The organism is Prevotella sp. 885, from assembly GCF_002265625.1.
Lineage (GTDB): Bacteria > Bacteroidota > Bacteroidia > Bacteroidales > Bacteroidaceae > Prevotella.
Map to the genome: position 1 here is coordinate 159,739 of NZ_NOVE01000001.1, position 20,212 is coordinate 179,950.

Genomic DNA, 20,212 nt, shown 5'->3' on the forward strand with positions numbered 1-20,212 from the left:
GCACCCAAGCCATACGATAGCGCCACTTTTACACTCCAATAGTGCCACTATTAGACAGTAAAAGTGGCACTATTGCATGATAAAAGTGCCACTATTGTAGTGTAAAAGTGGCGCTATTGCAGCAAAAAAACGGCTCGTTTGTGAGTCTGATTTCATAGCGCTTCGTCAGAAAATCTCATAACATGCTGTGTATAAGCATATTGGCTTCAAACGCTCAAAACTCAAGAATTTCGCACCAAAGATTTTGTTGTGCGCTCAGCTGGCAGTATTGAGCGTTAGAAATGCAAATATTGTGTCGGACGGCAAGGCGTCCGAATTAGGAGTTTTGAATTATGAGTTTTGAATTATTCTCGGCTTCGCCTGCGATTGTGAATTATTCACAATGCGCCTTGCGCACAATTCAAAAATCCTAATTAATCAGCTGTAGTAGGCAGGGCTTTGACACAAAATAGCCACAACTCTCTCATTCTGCAACATTTATACCCCACGTTTATTCTTTTTTTCGTAACTTTGCATAGTTATATACACACGAAACATACATATATATCATATAAATGAAGAAACTTTTCATTGAGACATACGGCTGCCAGATGAACGTGGCAGACTCTGAAGTGGTGGCTTCCATCATGCAGATGGCTGGCTACGAACTGTGCGAGAACGAGGCTGACGCCGACGCCATATTCCTCAACACCTGCTCCATTCGCGAGAATGCGGAGAACAAGATATACGGACGACTGGAGACTCTGCACGCTGAGCAGAAGAAGGGACGCCAGCTGATACTGGGCGTTCTGGGTTGTATGGCGGAGCGTGTGCGTGAGGACCTTATCAACAACCATCACGCCAACCTCGTATGCGGACCCGACTCGTACCTCAATCTGCCCGACATGATTGCACAATGCGAGAACGGAAACAACGCCTGCAACATCGAACTGAGCACTACGGAGACTTATCGCGATGTCATTCCGCAGCGCATCGGAGCAGGACGCGTAAGCGGATTCGTGAGCATCATGCGAGGATGCAACAACTTCTGCCACTACTGCATCGTGCCCTACACTCGTGGACGCGAGCGTTCGCGCGACGTGGAGAGCATCCTGCGTGAGGTGAAGGACCTGCACGACCGTGGCTTCAAGGAGGTGACTCTCCTCGGACAGAACGTCAACAGCTACGGTCTCACTCCTGCCGGTAAGCGCATGGAAGGCGGCGTATCGTTTGCCGAACTCCTCCGCAAGGTGGCTCAGAGCGTGCCCGACATGCGCGTGCGCTTCACCACATCCAACCCCGAGGACATGACGGACGACATCCTCCATGCCGTAGCCGACGAGCCAAACCTCTGCAAGCACATCCACTTCCCGGCTCAGAGCGGATCAAGCAAGATTCTGAAGCTCATGAACCGTAAGTATACGCGTGAGCAATACCTGGAGCGTGTGGCTGCCATACGACGCATCATCCCCGACTGCGGACTCTCCACCGACCTCTTCGTGGGCTACCATGACGAAACGCCGGAGGACCACGCCGAGACTCTCTCGCTGGTACGCGAGTGCATGTTCGACTCTGCTTTCATGTTCAAGTACAGCGAGCGCCCCGGTACATACGCCGCCAAGCACCTGCCCGACAACGTACCGGAAGAGGTAAAGATAGAGCGTCTGAACGAACTTATCCGCCTCCAGACCGAGATTTCAGCCGAGCAGAACCGCAAGGACATCGGCAAGACTTTCGATGTGCTCGTGGAAGGATTCTCCAAGCGATCACGCGAACAGCTCATGGGACGCACCGAGCAGAACAAGGCTGTGGTGTTCGACAAGAAGGGACATCACATCGGAGAGCGCGTTATGGTGAAGATTACTGACGCAACGTCGGCTACGCTGCTGGGAGAATGCGTTGAATAAGAAAGAATGATATGAAAGAATTCCTCCAAATACTGCGGCGTTTCATCCCGCCCTACAAGAAGTATCTGGCGCTGACGGTGGTCTTCAATATCCTCTCGGCGGTGCTCAACATCTTCTCGTTCGCAGCCCTTATCCCCATCCTGCAGATTCTTTTCCGCACGGAGGGAGCCGGTACTGCCACAGAGCTTATGCCATGGTCGCTGGACAACCTGAAGGAAGTGCTTGCCAACAACGCCGACTACTACGTCACGCAGCTCATCGGCGACGTGGGAGCCACCACTACGCTGCTGCTTATAGGTCTGTTCCTCGCCTTCGCGACGTTCCTCAAGACAGGAGCTTACTTCCTTTCTTCAGCCACCATCATCCCCATTCGTACGGGTGTGGTACGCGACATCCGCAACCAGCTCTACCATAAGATTACGTCATTGCCCCTCGGATTCTTCTCCGAAGAGCGCAAGGGCGACATCATTGCACGTATGACGGGCGACGTGGGCGAGATAGAGAGCAGCATAATGTCGTCGCTGGACATGCTCTTCAAGAACCCCATCCTCATCATATCCTACTTCACAGCCCTGATTTTCATATCGTGGCAGCTGACGCTCTTCACCCTCGTATTCGTGCCAATCTTCGGCTGGTTTATGGGATATGTGGGCAGAAAGCTCAAGCGCAAGTCAATAGCGGCACAGTCGCTGTGGAGCGACACGATGTCGCAGGTGGAGGAAACGCTCGGCGGACTGCGCATCATCAAGGCGTTCTGCGCCGAGGATAAGATGAACAAGCGATTTGACGGTATCAACTCCGAATACCGCGACTCCATACAGCGCGTCAACATCCGCCAGCAGATGGCTCACCCGATGAGCGAGTTCTTGGGTACGGTACTGATTATCATCGTCTTGTGGGTGGGCGGCATCTTAGTGCTCGACCAGCAGATTCTGTCCGGTCCAACATTCATCTATTATCTTGTGATGCTCTATTCCATCATCAATCCGCTCAAGGATTTCTCCAAGGCAAGCTACAATATCCCCAAGGGACTTGCCTCAATGGAGCGTGTAGACAAGATTCTGAAGGCAGAAAACACCATCAAGGAACCTGCCAATCCCAAGCATATAGCTTCGTTTGAGCATCAGATTGAGTTCCGCCACGTATCGTTCCGCTACGGCGAACAGTGGGTATTGAAGGACATCAATCTCGTAATAGAGAAAGGAAAGACAGTGGCGCTCGTAGGTCAGAGCGGATCAGGAAAGTCTACTCTCGTGGATCTTATCCCGCGTTATTACGACGTGCAGGAGGGAGAGGTGCTCATCGACGGCATAAACGTAAAGGATCTGGGCATCCATGACCTTCGCCAGCTCATCGGCAACGTCAATCAGGAAGCCATTCTCTTCAACGACTCGTTCTACGGCAACATCACGTTCGGCGTGGATTCTGCCACACGTGAGCAGGTGGAGCAGGCGGCACACATAGCCAACGCACACGAGTTTATCATGCAGACAGAGCACGGTTACGACACCAACATCGGCGACCGCGGCGGCAGACTCTCAGGCGGACAGCGCCAGCGCGTCAGCATAGCCCGAGCCATACTCAAGAATCCGCCCATCCTTATCCTCGACGAGGCAACGTCTGCACTCGACACGGAGAGCGAACGACTGGTGCAGGACGCCCTGGAACGCCTCATGAAGACGCGCACCACGGTGGCAATAGCTCACCGATTGTCCACCATCAAGAACGCCGACGAGATTTGCGTGCTGCATGAAGGCGAGATAGTGGAACGCGGAACGCACGAAGAACTGCTCGAAAAGGGCGGATATTACCGCAAGCTGCACGAGATGCAGAAGTAAAAGGAAACTGAAACGAAATACTGAACAATACACTACGTATGGGCAATAACACTCCTCAACAACATACAAACGAAAAGGATTCGAAAAGGGTGAGAGTCTTGCGAGTTATCGCAGGGCTCATGCCCTTTTGGTTTTTATACGCCATTAGTGACGTGGCGTTCGTCATACTTTACCATCTTGTGCGCTATCGCCGACGCATAGTAAGGCGAAACCTCGCCACATCCTTCCCCGAGAAGACTAAACTGGAGCGTCTGAAGCTGGAAAGACGCTTCTACAGATGGCTCTGCGATTACTTTGTAGAGACATTCAAGCTGCTGAACATCAGCGACAAGGAGCTACGCAAGCGACTCAAAATCGTCGGTGCGGAGGAGGTGGAGAAGTGCTTCCAGGAAGGACAGGACTGCTCTGCGTTCCTCGGACATTACTGCAACTGGGAGTGGCTCTCATGCACAGGCATCGCATTCCCAGAGAACCGTAAGATGGGTCTCATCTACAAACCGCTGCGTTCGGAATGGGCAGACAAGCTGTTCCAGAAGATCCGCACGTCGCAACCGTCAAGCATCGTCATCCCGAAGAACGAAATACTACGCCATATCGTTACTTTGCGACGCCAGAACATACGCTCTTTCTGCGGATATATAGCCGATCAGGGACCGCGTTACGCCAACATCCACTTATGGCTGGACTTCCTCAATCACGACACAGGAGTGTTTACGGGTGCAGAACGCATCATGCGAAAGATGAACAACGCCGTGTTCTACATCGACCTTGAACGACCCAAGAGAGGATATTACACAGCCACGCTCCACCTTATCACGCGCAATCCGGCAGAATGGAAAGAGCACGAACTCACCCGACGCTTCTTCCAGCTCCTCGAACAGACCATCCGCCGCGAACCAGCTTACTATCTCTGGACCCACAACAGATGGAAGCGTAGCCACGAACAGTTCGACAAAGAATACGTGATAGTGGACGGCAAGACCATGCCGCGCAAACAATAAAGAGCCCATAGCGCTAATAAAGAGACAACGTCAAGCAATCAGTTGACTTAAAATAACAATATCATGACAAAAATAGCATACGATGCCAAGCGACTCGTGCGCAACACTACCGGACTTGGCAATTACTCGCGCACTCTTGTCAACGACCTCTCCCGCACTCTTCCCGAAGCCTGCGAGATGCTCCTCTACACGCCTTCATACGGACGTGAAGACCTCAGAGAGCAGGTGAGCATGTCGCAAAGAATGAGATATGTTTATCCCAAAAGTGCGAAAAGTGGCATAGCGCAAGCCTTGTGGCGCTCCTGGGGCATCGTAAGCGACCTTAAGAAGGACGGCGTAAGCCTGTATCACGGACTGTCCGGCGAGCTGCCTATAGGCATCAGGAAGTCGGGAATAAAGAGCGTGGTGACCATACACGACCTCATATTCATGCGCCATCCCGAATACTATAATCCCATTGACGTGATGATGTATCGCGCCAAATTCCACCTTACCTGCCGCGAAGCTGACCGTATAATAGCCATTTCGCGCCGCACGGCGGAGGACATCGTGGAGCTTGGAGGCGTCAATCCAAAGCGCATAGACATCATCTATCAGAGTTGCGGCGTTCGCTTCGCCAACGTGGTAAGCGAGGAAGCGGCTGACGAGACACGCCGCAGATACAACCTTCCCGAACGGTTCGTGCTCAACGTGGGCACCATCGAGGAGCGAAAGAACGTGCTGCTCGCCGTGAAAGCCCTCAAATACCTTTCCGAAGACATCCATCTGGTGGTGGTCGGAAGACGCACGAAGTATGCTGACAAGGTGGAGAAATGGGCTGAGAAGAACAATGTGGCGCACCGTCTGCACATGCTTTCAGGCGTGGAAAACAACGCTCTGCATGCCATTTACCAGCTGGCAGAGTCGTTTGTCTATCCCTCTCGCTACGAAGGATTCGGCATTCCCATCATCGAAGCCATACAGAGCCGACTGCCGGTGGTGGCTGCTACGGGATCGTGTCTGGAGGAAGCGGGCGGTCCTGACTGCCTTTACGTAAACCCTGACAGCCCCGAAGAATGCGCCGAAGCCATCAAGCTGACCTTGCGCGGAGCCGAACAACGCGACCTTCGCATCATGCGTAGCCGCGAATACGTGAAGCGATTCGAGAACAAGGACACGGCAAAGCAGGTGATGGAGGTGTATAGGAAACTCGTCAATCTGTAGGCTATATATCATTTACGTATGGCTTTGCCGGCAAAATTCATATCATAATCATTCAGAAATGCTAATACTCTTCATACTCTTCGGGGTTGGACTGTTTGTCTTCCTGCGCTATAATATGGGACTGGCACGCAACTCGCGGGGTCAGCAGCAGCGACGTTACCTTCTCGCAGCGCTTCAGGCTGTCATCCCAATGGAGGCTGCTGTGCTGGCTGGACACAGCGATAACCTTCTGCGCGAAGCGTTGATCATGCCCTGCTCCACCGCCATCGCTGCCTCATTCCTTACGGCTTTGCTGTGGATGACGGTATATAACGTCACGTATGACCTTACCCACCGCTCATCTTCGCCCGACTATGACAACCACATGGACATCGCTTTCGGCATCTATCTCTTCGGTTGGCTGACGGCATTGCAGAACATCATAGCATGGTTCTCCCCCATTGCGGCTGCCATCGTGGTAGGAATAGTGGAGGCTGCGCTCGTCATCATACCACTCGCACAGGCAGTATATTACGCCGTTTATCGCACTTGCGTGGACGAAGCAGGCATGCAGCCGCTTGTAAACACTTACTGGAGCGAGGCACGCGAGTTCGTAAAGTCGTTCCCGATATGGAAGACAGCGCTGTCATTCGTCTCCATTGGTGGCATCATTGCTCTCTGCATAGCGGCAAACGCCTCTGCCCCAACCTTCCCTTTGCATGAGGCAGCCACGTCCATCGGTACGGCAGCGGCAGCCTTCTTCATCATCGCCATATTCATTTACTTCACCACATACATCTGGAAACCGCGCCACGGACTCTTCGTCCGCACCGGTATAATGACGCTCTACATCGACGTACGAACGTATAATCGCAGCACAATGGGTTATCGTACGGGCATGAAGCAGCGCCTTGAAACGCTGGAAGTGGAGAAGCTTAACGACAGCCCAAGACGCGGAAAGACCATAATAATGGTAATAGGCGAGTCGGCTTGCCGCGACTATATGTCTGCTTTCTCTCCCTCACAGCCTTGGGAAACAACGCCTTGGGAGACGCAGATGAGGAAGCAGAAGGATTCGGGATTCGTGTTTTTCCCCAACGCTTACTCATGTGCCATGCAGACCGTGCCCTCCTTGGAGCGCGTCCTGACCGAGCGAAACCAATATAATGACAAGCCTTTCGCCGACTCTTGCTCCATCATCGACATCGCAAGACGAGCCGGATACGTGACCAAATGGTATAGCAATCAGAGCTATATAGGCATCAACGACACCTCCGTGACGCTCGTGGCGCAGACCTCCGACACAGCCAAATGGGTGAAGAAGGAGGGCGGCATACAGCAGTTTGACGAGTCGTTGCTGAGCTTCCTGGACGAGATAAATCCTAAAGACGACAACTTCGTGGTGCTGCATCTCAAGGGTTCGCACTTCAATTACGAGAACCGATATCCCGAATCGTTCGCCAAAGAGCACGGACTGCGTACCGACGGGGGCGATGTGGAGTGTTATCGCAACTCCATCCGCTACACCGACCACGTGCTTGAGCGTATCTATAGTTACGCCAAACAGAAGCTCAACCTCCAGTCTATGATTTATTTCTCTGACCACGGAGGCATCCCCGACATGCGTCGTTCGCCGCGTTTCCTCGGCTTCAAGATGGTTCGCATACCGCTTTGGACGTATCTTTCTGACGAATACAGAAAGCAACATGCCGGCGTTGCAGAGGCATTGAAAGCCAATAGCGACCGCTATTTCACCAACGACCTCGTGTATGAGCTTGTCTGCGGCATCCTTGACGTACGGTCAAACCGATACGACCGGGCGCAGTCAATAGCCTCAACGTCATACAAATATAAGCGTAACGAGCTGCTCACATACGACGGACGCATCCGTATTGAGGACGACGACCTCGACACGAACCCTAAAACAATGCAATAATAAAAACAGAAGACAAATGATGTCAATAAGAATAGCCGACAAATACGCCCACCTCAGACCCTTCATCGAGTCGATACCGGAACGCATGGAGCATGAGGGCGAAACCATACACAACGGACGAAACCTCATAAAGGTGATGCAGACGCCGGACGGACTGACCGTGAACGTAAAGCGATATCACGCTCCGCACTTCCTTAACGCCATAATCTACTCCACCTCCCTTCGCACTCCAAAAGGACAAAGAGCCTACGAATACCCTTCCATACTGCTATCAAAGGGCGTGGAAACTCCCGAAGCTGTGGCTTACATTGAGAACCGTGTGATGGGAATACTGAAGGAATCGTACTTCATCAGCCTGCAATGCCCCTACCCTAACCGCTTCTACGAGGTGGTGAAGATGAAGGAAGAGGAGTGCCTACCGCTCGCAGAAGCCTTCGCACGCTTCACCGCTCACATGCATGAGGAGCAACTGCTCCATCGCGACTACTCGCCGGGCAACATCCTATGGCAGAAGGACGACAAGGGAGAATACCACTTCTCCGTTGTCGACATCAATCGCATGTACTTCGGCGAGGTTACAATGAAGGCTGGATGCGCCAATTTCGCCCGTCTTTGGGGCTCAAAGAAGTTCTTTAAAAGAATAGCTGAGGTTTACGCTAAGGAACGAGGCATGAATTATGAGGACTGCCTCAGCAATATAATGGAACAGCGCAAACTGTTCTGGACAAAATACTCGAAGCGACACAATATCTCGTTCGAGCTGGATTTATAACTTTTAGTTGAGATTTGAGAAGTGAAAGTTGAGAGTTATGATTACTTTTAGTTGAGAATTGAAAGTTGAAAGTTGAGAGTTATGATATCTCTTTTTAGTATATGATATTATCAATAATGGTAATCATAACTCTCAACTCTCACTTCTCAACTTTCAACTCTCACCCCTCAACCCTCAACTTATTTCTCCTTTCCGCACAAAATGTCGATGTAGAACTGCACGTATTCGTCTACGGCGCGGTCCCAACTGAACATTGCTGCACGCTGCTTCAGCTTCTCCGCCTTCTCCTCCGGTGCGCTGGCATAATCGGCAAGTCCCTTACATACAGTCTCAGCCATATCCTTTGCGTCCAGCGAATCGAAGTAATAGCTGATGTCGCCACCCACTTCTGGCAGCGATGTAAGGCGTGTGAGGAACGAAGGCTTGCCGAAACACATAGCCTCCACTACCGGCAGACCGAAACCTTCCGACATCGAAGGGAACAAAAGGCCCTTACAACGGCTCAGAAGCGCCGCTTTCTGCTCGCCCGTTACCTTGCCCACAACGGTGACATTCTTCAGCTGTAGGCTCTCTATGGTGTCGTAAACGAGCTTCTCAAACTTCTCCCCTGCCGTACCAGCAAGCACCAGATGCTCGCCAGGCAGATGCTTCATCATCTCCAGTATCAGAATCACGTTCTTCTTGCGCGACCAGCGTGAGATGTGGAAAAGGAAAGTCTTAGGCACTCCCATTCCCTCCAGCTCCTTGTCATACTGCTCCTGGGTCTTCGTATTGAGATTGGTAACGCCATTGCAAATCACACGGGCAGGCTGCTTGAAGTCATAGTAGCACTTGACATCCTGCTCTGTAAAGTTGGATATGAACGACAGATGCGTAGCCTGATCGAGGCGACGGGTGGTCACCATCAGCTTCTTACGCTTGTGCAAACCGGTTATCTCGTTGTGCATGAAGTTGAAGTCGTGCACCGTAACAAGTAGCTTCGGAGCAATACGAACTCTGAACTTATAGAACTGATTGGTCCAATGCACCATATCCACACTCGGCAGCAGCCAACGACGCAGCGGCGTGAACAGACTGTTCTTCAGCAATTCACGACGCACCTTGTTGATGACGTAGTAGTCGACATTGTCGCCGAAAGCTCCCACCATCTCCTTATCCACGAGAAACAGAAGCTTTATGCCATACTTATCGAGCAGCATCGGAGCCTTGTCTGCAAGGCGTATACCTATGCTTTTCTCAAACTCTCCAAGACCTGTATTCAGCAGATGTGAGTTGGTCATCGATACAGCAAGTGTCTTACATTTCATATTCTTCTCTAAATAGTTAAGTTGTTACCCAATTCGTTTCTTAATTATTCTCTCTCGTTATTGCTTATATAACGAATTTATACAGCTTATATTATAAGATCACGACCTTCCGGTCACGATTTTCTTTATCTCGTTCAGCTTGTTGAGCGCCTCCACGGGCGTGAGGTTGTTGATGTCCAGACCTATTATCTCGTCGCGTATCTGGCAGAGCACGGGGTCGTCCAGCTGGAAGAAAGACAACTGTACGCCTTGAACGGACGACTGGCTGGCGATGTTGCGCGTGGAGAGCTTGCCTCCCTTGCGCCTCTTTACGGACGTGACGGTAGTGGCTGCGGCGTTCTCTGAAGGAGCTTCTGCCGATGCCCCTGCCCCACTCTCGTCCACTCCCACTCCGGCATTGTCCGCCTCAAGCTGCTTCAGAATGGCGTTGGCGCGGTTCACTATCGACTTCGGCATACCGGCTATCTCTGCCACATGTATACCGAACGAATGTTCTGATCCGCCCGGCATAAGCTTGCGGAGGAAGATAACCTTGCCGTTCACCTCCTTCACGCTCACATTATAGTTCTTGATACGCTCGAAATGCTTCTCCATTTCGTTAAGCTCGTGATAGTGAGTGGCGAAGAGCGTGCGGGCCTGAGCGCCCGAATGCTGATGCAGATACTCCACGATGGCCCACGCAATGGAGATGCCGTCGTACGTGGAAGTGCCTCGTCCAAGCTCGTCGAAGAGCACTAAGGATCGCGGCGTCACGTTGTTGAGGATGTCCGAAGCCTCGGTCATCTCCACCATAAACGTCGATTCGCCCAACGAGATATTGTCCGAAGCGCCCACACGTGTGAATATCTTGTCCACAAGACCGATACGTGCCGAGTCGGCAGGTACGAAGCTTCCCATCTGCGCCATGAGCGTGATAAGGGCAGTCTGGCGCAGCAACGCCGACTTACCAGCCATGTTTGGTCCGGTGATTATCATTATCTGCTGCTTCTCCGTGTCGAGTTTTATGTCGTTCGGAACATACTGCTCGCCTACCGGAAGCTGTGTTTCGATGACAGGATGGCGTCCTGCCTGTATCTCCAACAGGGCGTCGTCAGCCACGACAGGACGAACATAACGATGCTCTTCCGCCGCCTTTGCGAAGGAAAGCAGACAGTCTATGCGGGCTATGATATTGGCATTGATCTGTATCTGTGGCACAAACTCAGCCATATCCGTAACCAGTTCGTTGAAGAGACGGCTCTCAAGGGCGAGAATCTTCTCGTCCGCACCCATGATTTTCTCCTCATATTCCTTCAGTTCCTGCGTGATATAGCGCTCCGCATTGGCAAGCGTCTGCTTGCGAATCCATTCCTGTGGCACGGCGTCCTTATAAGTATTGCGCACCTCAAGGTAATATCCGAAGACGTTGTTATATCCCACTTTAAGCGACTGGATGCCTGTCCTCGCCGCCTCTTCCTCCTGAATCTTCAGCAGATAGTCGCGGCCTCCACGCGAAATGGAGCGCAGCTCGTCCAGCTCCTCTGAGTAGCCGGAAGCTATTACATCGCCCTTCGCCACGAGCAAAGGCGGATCAGACTGAATCTCGCGTTCGATGCGGTCGCGCAGACTCTCGCAAAGATTGAGCCTGTCACCCATCGAACGGATTTCTTCGCAGTCAGAACTGAGACAGGCAGACTTCACAGGAACAAGCGCCTGTAGAGCCAATTTCATCTGAACCACCTCTCTTGGCGACACTCTTCCTACGGCCACCTTCGATATTATTCGCTCTATATCGCCTATGCGATGGAGCTGTTCGTCAATGACCTGGCGGAAGTCGGGCTTGCGGAAGAACGTCTCGACGACGTCAAGACGCTTGCCTATCGTCGCTACGTCGCGCAGCGGAAATACGGTCCAGCGCTTCAGCATACGCGCTCCCATCGCCGTTGTGGTGCGGTCGATGACGTCAAGGAGCGACGAACCGTCCTCCTGCATGCTGCCAAGCAGCTCCAAAGATCGGATGGTGAACTTGTCAAGACGCACATAACGGTCCTCCTCAATGCGTCGGAGCGACGTTATATGGCCTATATTGGTGTGCTGCGTCATCTCCAGATACTGCATGATTACGCCGGCAGCCACCACGCCAAGCGTGAGATGCTCCACACCGAAACCCTTGAGCGACTGCGTGCCGAAGTGCTTGAGGAGCTTCTGACGCGAACTCTGCTCCGTAAACATCCAGTCGTCCAGCTGGAACGTACACCACCTGTTGCCGAACCTGTCCTCGAATTCACGCTTCATCTGACGGTCGTGCAGCACCTCCTTAGGCTGGAAAGACACCAACAGCTTCTCCACGTAATCAGACGTGCCCTCCCCTACCAGGAATTCTCCCGTAGAGATATCGAGGAACGACACGCCGCATGCCGTCTTCGTCATGTGTACGGCAGCCAGAAAGTTGTTCTCCTTATAGTTCAGCACCGTATCGTCCATCGACACGCCGGGCGTCACAAGCTCCGTAACGCCACGCTTTACGAGGGTCTTCGTAAGCTTCGGATCTTCCAGCTGGTCGCAGATGGCAACGCGCTTTCCGGCACGGATGAGCTTAGGCAGATAAGTGTCGAGAGCGTGATAAGGGAAACCAGCCATCTCGCAAGCTGCGCCATTGGCGTTCTTTCCATTGGAGCGACGTGTAAGCGTAATGCCAAGAATCTTAGCCGCCTCCACGGCGTCATCAGCGTAAGTCTCGTAGAAGTCGCCGCAGCGGAAGAGCAATAAAGCGTCCGGATTGGCCTCCTTGAACGAATAAAACTGTCGCATCATCGGCGTAAGTCCATCATCCTTCTTTTTCTGAACCATATATTAGGATTGTTCTGTTTTTTATTTAATTACGTATCAATAACCATGCAGCCCCGATATAAATATAAAGATGTATCGGCTGCAACTTACAAAAGAAATAAAAAAAAACGGGATACGCAAATTTATGGTAATGAATTTAAGCTTCTCAAGCTATAGTTTAGTTGTTAATTATTATGTTTGGTACCGTTTTTGGTACCAAAACGGTTGCCAATATAAAATATAATACCTAACTTTGTGGCGTAAACATAAAGTAAAATAATCATGATGATAGTTAGCGCAAGAGATTTCAGAGCCAATCAGGGCAAATATTTCTCAATGGTAAATTCAGGTGAACACGTGATTCTGAAGTCACGTGAAGGCAGTTTTCGTCTTGTTCCTGTTACCTCTTCAGACGCCGTTACTGAAACAACACAAAACATAGCGGCTGATCTGAGAGGAGCACTTCGTGAACTAAAGGATGCTGTTGCCGGCAAGAAACAGCTGAATACACTTGATAAATTGATAAATGAATTATAGAATTACAACCTCAAGTTACTTCGATGCAACAGCGAAAAAGCTTGCAAAGAAATACCCTTCGTTCAAAGATGACTTGATAAACTTTGGTAAAACGCTTCTCGAGAACCCACTACAAGGAGCAGAATTAGCTCCAGGCATCCGCAAAATACGAATGGCCATAAAGTCGAAAAGCAAGGGAAAGTCTGGCGGAGCAAGAGTCATCACGTATAATTTCATCACGAAGGAGATGGAGGGAGAGATTGTTCTTCTACTCATTTATGACAAAGAGAATGCTTCAACCGCAAAGGTCAGTATTCTCAAAGAAATCATTAAAGAAGAGGGATTCCCTCTTTAATGAAACACATATTTAAATGACAAAACCGATGATACCATCTTTATTTGGTATCATCGGTTTTTTATGTTATCCACAATATCCTGTCAGTTATCTACACCTGTTTGTCAGTTATCTACAATAACAGGCATACGAAGTTATCCACAATTGTGGATAACCTGTGGATAACTCTGCAACAGGCTGATACACAATATGCAGTTATTAACAAAATGAGTTGAAAAGAGAGGATTTTTCTGCCTGTTTATCAACACCCAGAAATGACATACGCACACAAAAACGCTGCGTTACGCACACAGCAATTTCTGTTTATCGCACACACAAAATCCTTATTCACAAGTTATCCACACTCATGTGGATAATGCAAATATCGTACAAAGAGTAAAAACATGTTACAAAATAAAAATCAATTCTAGAGATTCAGATACGTGATTTTCTTGTCTTTCACGATTAAAAAGCAACCATCACTTATCAATAGAGCCACTTTTACACTACGAAAGTGCCACTTTTAGTCTCTAATAGTGGCACTATTGCATGATAAAAGTGGCACTATTAGAGTGTAAAAGTGGCTCTATGATGGCATAAAGTGGCTGTTTAAGGACGCAAATCATTGCACACATTATACAAAAACCGCATAAACGACTGACAATAAATAAGTTGACGCTGCACGCTCAAAACTCAAGAATTTCGCACCAAAGATTTCGTTGTGCGCTCAAGTGGCAGTATTGAGCGTTAGAAATGCAAATATCGTCTTCGGCGGAACCGTAGAAGAATTAGGAATCCTTGCTTAGGCAAGCGGCAAAGCCGAGCGAGGAATGTTGAATTATTCTCGTCTTCGCATACGAATGTAAGTTATAAACATTAGTGTTGGTAACTTTATAAATGATTGGTATACAGCAAATAGTTATTAACATACCTGTGTATAAGCCTGTTTATTCCGTTATAAAACAGGCAAACAAAAGCAATTCCTGTTCAGAAGCGCCAGTATTATCAACACACAGGATTATGAACAGGATTGTTGATAACTGACTTAACATACTGAAACACAAGGATAAGTTATTAACAATTAACGTTGAAAATCCTGTATATAACAGGAATATAGCCTGTGGATAACACTACGTATACACCAGTTATCCACACTCTATGAGCCTGTCTTGAATAATAGGGGAGGACAGGCGTAGGAATGGTATCAACAGATAGTTATCAACATACCTGTGGATAACTCTATAAGTATACTGATAATCAACGTATAGTTATTCTACAAGCATGTTTATATGATGAAAAACAGGCGGAAAAGGGTGGGGTAGGGGGCGCTTGTTATCCACAGGTTAACGTAAATTGTGGATAACTGCGTAAACGAATGATAATCAATATACTAATATTAACAATAGCATATCCTTTGTAATTATGTATAAGCAGTTAATACAAACTTAGGAGGCTATGGCGTCCCGCCGTAGCCATGCACCCATTAACGGTTAGCATAATAAGTTGTTTGATGTCAGGTATTGGAGGCTGCGTGGCTACGGCGAGACGCCATAGCCTCCTAAGTTACCAATATAACTAAACAAAAGTAGATGATTCAGCCATCGTGCCGCCTCCTGTTCATAACCCTGTGATACCTGTTAATAACCGTGTGGAGAAGCCTGTGGATAACTCGCCACTTATCAACAGGGGACAGGGAGTAGCAGTTGGGGTGTGGATAACTAACACTATTATTAAACTGATATTACAAAGTTTTCCACGATTATTAATCGAAAAAAGATATAAACTTATTAACTTTGCACGTGTCTACATCATATTGTGGATAACACGCCTATTACGCTTATAATCAACAGGAAGATGTTACGATTGCCTGTGGACAACAGGCTTTCACATGTTTATAACTTAACATGCAAGAAAAAGACAGGAAAGTTACCAACATACTAACAGTACATCATCCTAATAATATTTTTTTTCTTTTAAAAAAAAGAAAGAGAGAATATATATAGATGTTGTGGATAAGTGGTGGGAACGACCAAAAGAACGAAACGTATAAACAATAAAGCAATGAATAAAGAGTGGACTGAAAAGGGATTTGTCGACGAGCCTGTTGACGAGTCGATTGACCTTAAGAAAGAGATACGCCGTCTTTGCAAGGAGAAGGACGCCGTGCTGTTGGCTCATTACTATACGGTGGGCGAGGTGCAGGAAGTGGCTGACTTTATCGGCGACTCGCTGGCGCTGGCTCGCAAGGCGGCTCAGACAGACGCCAAGATGATTGTGATGTGCGGTGTGCACTTCATGGCTGAGACATGCAAGCTTCTCTCGCCGGAGAAGAAGGTGCTCTGCCCGGATCTGACAGCTGGTTGCTCGTTGGCTGACTCATGCAAGGCTGAAGACCTGAAGGAGTTTAAGGAGCAGCATCCCGGCTACAAGGTGGTGAGCTACGTCAACACTACGGCGGCTGTCAAGGCGCTCACGGATGTGGTGGTCACGTCAGGCAATGCGGAGAAGGTGATGGCTTCTTTCCCGAAGGACGAGAAGATTATCTTCGGTCCCGACTATAATCTCGGCAATTACATCAACAGCGTTTCAGGTCGTCAGATGCTTCTCTGGAACGGCGGCTGCCATGTTCATGAGAAGTTCTCCGTGGAAGCCATCGTGAAGCTCAAGGAGGAGCATCCTGAGGCTGTGGTAATGGCTCATCTGGAGTGTAAGGCTCCTGTGCTTGCCGTGGCTGACGTAAAGGGATCGACGGCTGCCATGCTCAATTATGCCAAGGCTCATCCCGAGACAAAGGAATATATCATCGCTACGGAGGCTGGCATCCTGCACGAACTGCAGCGCAGCTGCCCCGACGTGACGTTCTATCCTGTTCCGCCTGAAGTAAGCGAGGGTGGGGTAGGCTGCTCTTGCAACGAATGTGAGTATATGAAGAAGAACACGCTGAAGAAGATATATAACACGCTGCGCTACGAGTGGCCCTCTGTGGAGGTGGACCCCGAGATAGCACGCGACGCCGTGAAGCCGATAGAGCGCATGCTGGAGCTGTCTTAACAGGAGCGAAGACACACCTTCAAGGAATATATATGCTGAAAGACATGTTTTTCTGCCAAGACAGGAAAGCATGTCTTTGTTTTTATTACTTTATTATGAATCGCAATAACAAGAAGGACATACTTCTCGCTATGATACGTAAGGGAGCGCCGATGACGTTCTCCCAGCAGGCGAGGCTCGTGCTGAGTCTTGCCACGCCTGCCATACTTGCCCAGCTCACCACCACGATGATGCAGTATATCGACGCTTCGATGGTGGGCAGCCTTGGCGCTTCCGCTTCTGCTGCCATCGGACTGGTGGAGACCACCATGTGGCTGATGGGCAGCATCTGTTCGGCTGCGGCTGCCGGCTTCTACGTTCAGGTCAGCCATCAGCTTGGCGGCAACGACCCCGCACGTGCACGTGCCACTCTGCGCCAGGGTATCATGTCCGTGCTGGTGGTTAGCCTGCTGTTGGGAATGACGGTGCTTGCCATCAGTCCGTTCCTGCCAAGATGGTTGGGTGGGGGAGAGGACATCTGCAGCACGTCGTCCGTTTACATCGCCATCATCTCTTTGGGTCTGCCCGCCTTCCAGTTCTCGATGTTCGGCTACGGCATGCTCCGCAGTTCGGGCAATATGGTGGTGCCGAGCGTGATGAGTGTGGTGATGATGGCTTTGGACGTATTCTTCAATTTCTTCCTTATCTTCCCCACGCGCCCCATGGAAGTGCTTGGCACGCAGGTGATGATGCCCGGCGCGGGACTCGGAGTGGAGGGCGCCGCCATCGGAACGGTTTCGGCGGAGGCTGTGGCAGCCACGGTGACGATGTATATACTGTGCTTCCGCAAGGGCGAACTTTGTCTGCGTCAGGACAGCGGACGCTTCCTGCCGACGTGGAATGTGGTGAAGAACGCCATGCACATCGGACTGCCGATGGGACTGCAGCAGACCATTATGACGTCGGCTTATATCGTCACCACCATCATTATCGCTCCGCTCGGCACCATTGCCATCGCCGCCAACTCGTTCGGCATCATCGTGGAGAGCCTCTGCTATATGCCCGGTTACGGCGTTGCTGACGCTGCCACGACGCTCGTGGGACAGACCATCGGTGCCGGAAGGCACGACCTTATGAAGCGCTTCGCATGGCTCTCCGTAGGGCTTGGCGTAGCGATAATGTCGGTCATGGGCGTGGTGATGTACGTGGCGTCGCCGTTTGCGATGGCTATGATGACTCCCTCTTTGGAGGTAAGACAGCTGGGTGTGGAGGTGCTGCGCATAGAAGCCTTCGCCGAACCGATGTTCGGTGCAGCCATCATCTGCTACGGCGTGTTCGTGGGAGCCGCCAAGACCATAGCTCCGAGCATCATGAACCTCGCTTCGATGTGGGGCGTACGCATAACGCTTGCCGCGCTGCTCGCCCCGACGATGGGGCTGCGTGGCGTGTGGCTGGCGATGTGCCTGGAGCTTTGCTTCCGTGGCATGATATTCCTCGTGAAGCTGTGGACATGGAAGCTGAAGCCGCAGAAAAAGATTTAAAAATACAAAACCAATTATACTATTACGATTATGGAGAAAATTGCTAATAAGGTATTCGGTGGAGAGCGTCCTCTCTTCGAAATCCACAACACGGAACTCGACCACGTTCGCATCACGTTCGGCGAGTCGGGCGTAAAGGAATGCAGCAACATTGTCTGCCGCAACTGCTATTTCGAGGGCAAATATCCGCTCTGGCATGTCAAGGGATCGGACATCCGCAACTGTTATTTTGCGCCGGGTTCGCGCTCTGCTATATGGTATTCGGACGATATGCACATGGAGGACTGCGTCATCAACGGCCCGAAGTTCTTCCGTGAGATGAAGAATCTCTCGCTGAAGAACGTCACCATCAACGACGCCGACGAGACTTTCTGGGGCATTGACTGCCTGAAGCTGGAGAATGTGGTGCTGCATGACGGCACTTATCCCTTCATGCACTGCCGCAATGTGGAGGTGGACGGACTCGTTTCTGACTCGAAGTACGTGTTCCAGTACTCACGCGACATCGTCATCCGCAACGCCAAGATTGACACGAAGGACTCGTTCTGGGAGGTGGACAACGTCACGGTGTACGACTCGGAGCTTAACGGTGAGTTCCTCGGATGGCACTCGCGCGGACTCCGCCTCGTAAGATGCCATATCTCCGGCGAACAGCCGCTCTGCTATGCCAAGGATCTGGTGCTTGAGGATTGCACGTTCGATGCCGAATGCGACCGTGCCTTCGAGTATTCCACCGTTCAGGCTGACATCCGCGGACACATCAAGAGCATAAAGAATCCGATGTCGGGACGCATCACGGCGGATAGCATCGGCGAGGTGATAATAGACGAGAACATAAAGAAGCCGGCTGACTGCGTGGTTAGCATCAGAGAAAAATAATATAATTATGATTTACGACTTCTCTAAACCCACCTGCCGCCGTGGCACCAACTCGTACAAATGGGACTCGGCGACGGGTGATGACATCATTCCGCTGTGGGTGGCGGACATGGACTTCGAGACTTATCCCGGCATTACGGAGGCGCTGCGCCGCCGTGTCGACCATGCCATCTTCGGCTATACACGCGTGCCGGATGGTTATTATGAGACTGTATGCCGCTGGTTTGAGGAAAGACACGGGTGGCGCTTCCATCGGGACGACATCATTTACACCTCAGGCGTGGTGCCAGCCATATCAGCCATCATCAAGGCGCTGACGCTGACTGGCGACCAAGTGGTGGTGATGGGACCCGTATACAACTGTTTTTTCTCCTCTATACGCAATAACGGCTGCGAGCTGTCGAGTAGTCCACTCATCTATAATAAAGCGCTCCTGCGTTACGAAATCGACTTCCACGACCTCGAACAGCGCCTCTCGCACGAGCGTGCCCGTCTGCTGCTGCTCTGCAATCCGCACAATCCAGGTGGACGAGTGTGGAGCCGTGACGAGCTGGAGCGTGTGGCTGTGCTCTGCAAGAAGCATGGCGTACGGGTGGTTTCGGACGAGATTCATTGCGAACTGACGCTTGGCGACCACCGCTACACGCCGTTCGGCACGCTCCCCGACGATCTTTCGTACGGCTCCGTGACGTGTTGTTCGCCCTCTAAGGCGTTTAATATAGCCGGCCTACAGATTGCCAACATCGTCTGCCGCGACGCCGCTGTACGCGAAAGAATTGACCGTGCCATAAACATCAATGAGGTTTGCGACGTCAATCCCTTCGGCGTTCTGGCTCTTCAGGCTGCCTATTCGGACGGCGGCTACGATTGGCTGTGCCAGTTGCGTGCCTACCTGACGGAGAACTATCGCCGCCTCCGCAACTTCTTCGCCCGCGAATTGCCCCACCTCCCCGTTATGAACATGGAGGGAACATACTTGGCATGGGTGGACTGCAGCTCGCTCGGCGAGTCGTCAGAGCACATAGAAGAGCGCTTGATGCGCGAGAACCGCGTATGGGTGAACGCCGGAAGCATGTACGGCAAGGAAGGCGAAGGCTTCATAAGAATAAATATGGCTTGCCCGTGGAGCAGGCTGGAAGAGGGAATAAAGAGGATAGGGAAGTAAGGCATTTTGAAAATCAA

At 50.8% G+C, this 20,212-nt stretch carries 14 protein-coding genes; 12 read left to right on the top strand and 2 right to left on the bottom strand.

Annotated features, from left to right (window positions below; all coding sequences use genetic code 11):
- Window positions 1-554 precede the first annotated feature (554 nt).
- The 6 genes from miaB (at window position 555) to CHL74_RS00635 (ending at window position 8,615) form a co-directional block, all read left to right on the top strand.
- Window positions 555-1,886: a tRNA (N6-isopentenyl adenosine(37)-C2)-methylthiotransferase MiaB gene (gene miaB / locus CHL74_RS00610; RefSeq protein WP_094879189.1), complete on the top strand. Its 1,332-nt coding sequence runs from the start codon at window positions 555-557 to the stop codon at window positions 1,884-1,886.
- A gap of 11 nt (window positions 1,887-1,897) precedes the next feature.
- Window positions 1,898-3,724 (top strand): ABC transporter ATP-binding protein, encoded by a 1,827-nt coding sequence (locus CHL74_RS00615; protein ID WP_094879190.1) that lies wholly within the window; start codon window positions 1,898-1,900, stop codon window positions 3,722-3,724.
- A 38-nt stretch (window positions 3,725-3,762) separates the two neighbouring features.
- Complete coding sequence (locus CHL74_RS00620; RefSeq protein ID WP_094879191.1) at window positions 3,763-4,725, top strand: lysophospholipid acyltransferase family protein; 963 nt, start codon at window positions 3,763-3,765, stop codon at window positions 4,723-4,725.
- 63 nt (window positions 4,726-4,788) lie between these two features.
- On the top strand, window positions 4,789-5,928 hold the full coding sequence (locus CHL74_RS00625) for a glycosyltransferase family 4 protein (RefSeq protein ID WP_094879192.1): 1,140 nt from the start codon (window positions 4,789-4,791) through the stop codon (window positions 5,926-5,928).
- A gap of 58 nt (window positions 5,929-5,986) precedes the next feature.
- Entirely contained in the window at window positions 5,987-7,843 is a 1,857-nt protein-coding gene (locus tag CHL74_RS00630) for a sulfatase-like hydrolase/transferase (protein ID WP_094879193.1), read from the top strand.
- A gap of 16 nt (window positions 7,844-7,859) precedes the next feature.
- Window positions 7,860-8,615, top strand: coding sequence for a lipopolysaccharide kinase InaA family protein (locus CHL74_RS00635; RefSeq protein WP_369597354.1), 756 nt, complete (start codon window positions 7,860-7,862; stop codon window positions 8,613-8,615).
- Window positions 8,616-8,794: 179 nt separating this feature from the next.
- Here CHL74_RS00635 and CHL74_RS00640 read toward each other — a convergent pair whose 3' ends face one another.
- Together CHL74_RS00640 and mutS are read right to left on the bottom strand one after the other, a co-directional pair.
- A complete protein-coding gene (locus CHL74_RS00640; protein WP_094879194.1) occupies window positions 8,795-9,922 on the bottom strand; it encodes a glycosyltransferase family 4 protein in 1,128 nt (375 codons plus the stop codon).
- A gap of 99 nt (window positions 9,923-10,021) precedes the next feature.
- Window positions 10,022-12,751 carry a DNA mismatch repair protein MutS gene (gene mutS / locus CHL74_RS00645; RefSeq protein WP_094879195.1) on the bottom strand — a complete coding sequence of 910 codons (2,730 nt, stop codon included), beginning with the start codon at window positions 12,749-12,751 and terminating at the stop codon, window positions 10,022-10,024.
- A 261-nt stretch (window positions 12,752-13,012) separates the two neighbouring features.
- On the opposite strand from mutS, the gene CHL74_RS00650 reads away from it, so the two are divergent.
- From CHL74_RS00650 to CHL74_RS00675, 6 genes are all read left to right on the top strand, one after another.
- Window positions 13,013-13,267 carry a prevent-host-death family protein gene (locus CHL74_RS00650; RefSeq protein WP_094879196.1) on the top strand — a complete coding sequence of 85 codons (255 nt, stop codon included), beginning with the start codon at window positions 13,013-13,015 and terminating at the stop codon, window positions 13,265-13,267.
- On the top strand, window positions 13,257-13,601 hold the full coding sequence (locus CHL74_RS00655) for a hypothetical protein (protein ID WP_094879197.1): 345 nt from the start codon (window positions 13,257-13,259) through the stop codon (window positions 13,599-13,601). Before CHL74_RS00650 ends, CHL74_RS00655 begins: the two co-directional genes overlap by 11 nt.
- A 2,040-nt stretch (window positions 13,602-15,641) precedes the next feature.
- Window positions 15,642-16,631 (top strand): quinolinate synthase NadA, encoded by a 990-nt coding sequence (nadA, locus tag CHL74_RS00660; RefSeq protein WP_094879198.1) that lies wholly within the window; start codon window positions 15,642-15,644, stop codon window positions 16,629-16,631.
- 95 nt (window positions 16,632-16,726) lie between these two features.
- Window positions 16,727-18,151, top strand: a complete 1,425-nt coding sequence (locus CHL74_RS00665; protein ID WP_094879199.1) for an MATE family efflux transporter — start codon at window positions 16,727-16,729, stop codon at window positions 18,149-18,151.
- Between the two features lie 30 nt (window positions 18,152-18,181).
- Window positions 18,182-19,030, top strand: a complete 849-nt coding sequence (locus tag CHL74_RS00670) for a DUF3737 family protein (RefSeq protein ID WP_094879200.1) — start codon at window positions 18,182-18,184, stop codon at window positions 19,028-19,030.
- Between the two features lie 7 nt (window positions 19,031-19,037).
- Complete coding sequence (locus CHL74_RS00675) at window positions 19,038-20,195, top strand: MalY/PatB family protein (RefSeq protein ID WP_094879201.1); 1,158 nt, start codon at window positions 19,038-19,040, stop codon at window positions 20,193-20,195.
- Window positions 20,196-20,212 lie beyond the last annotated feature (17 nt).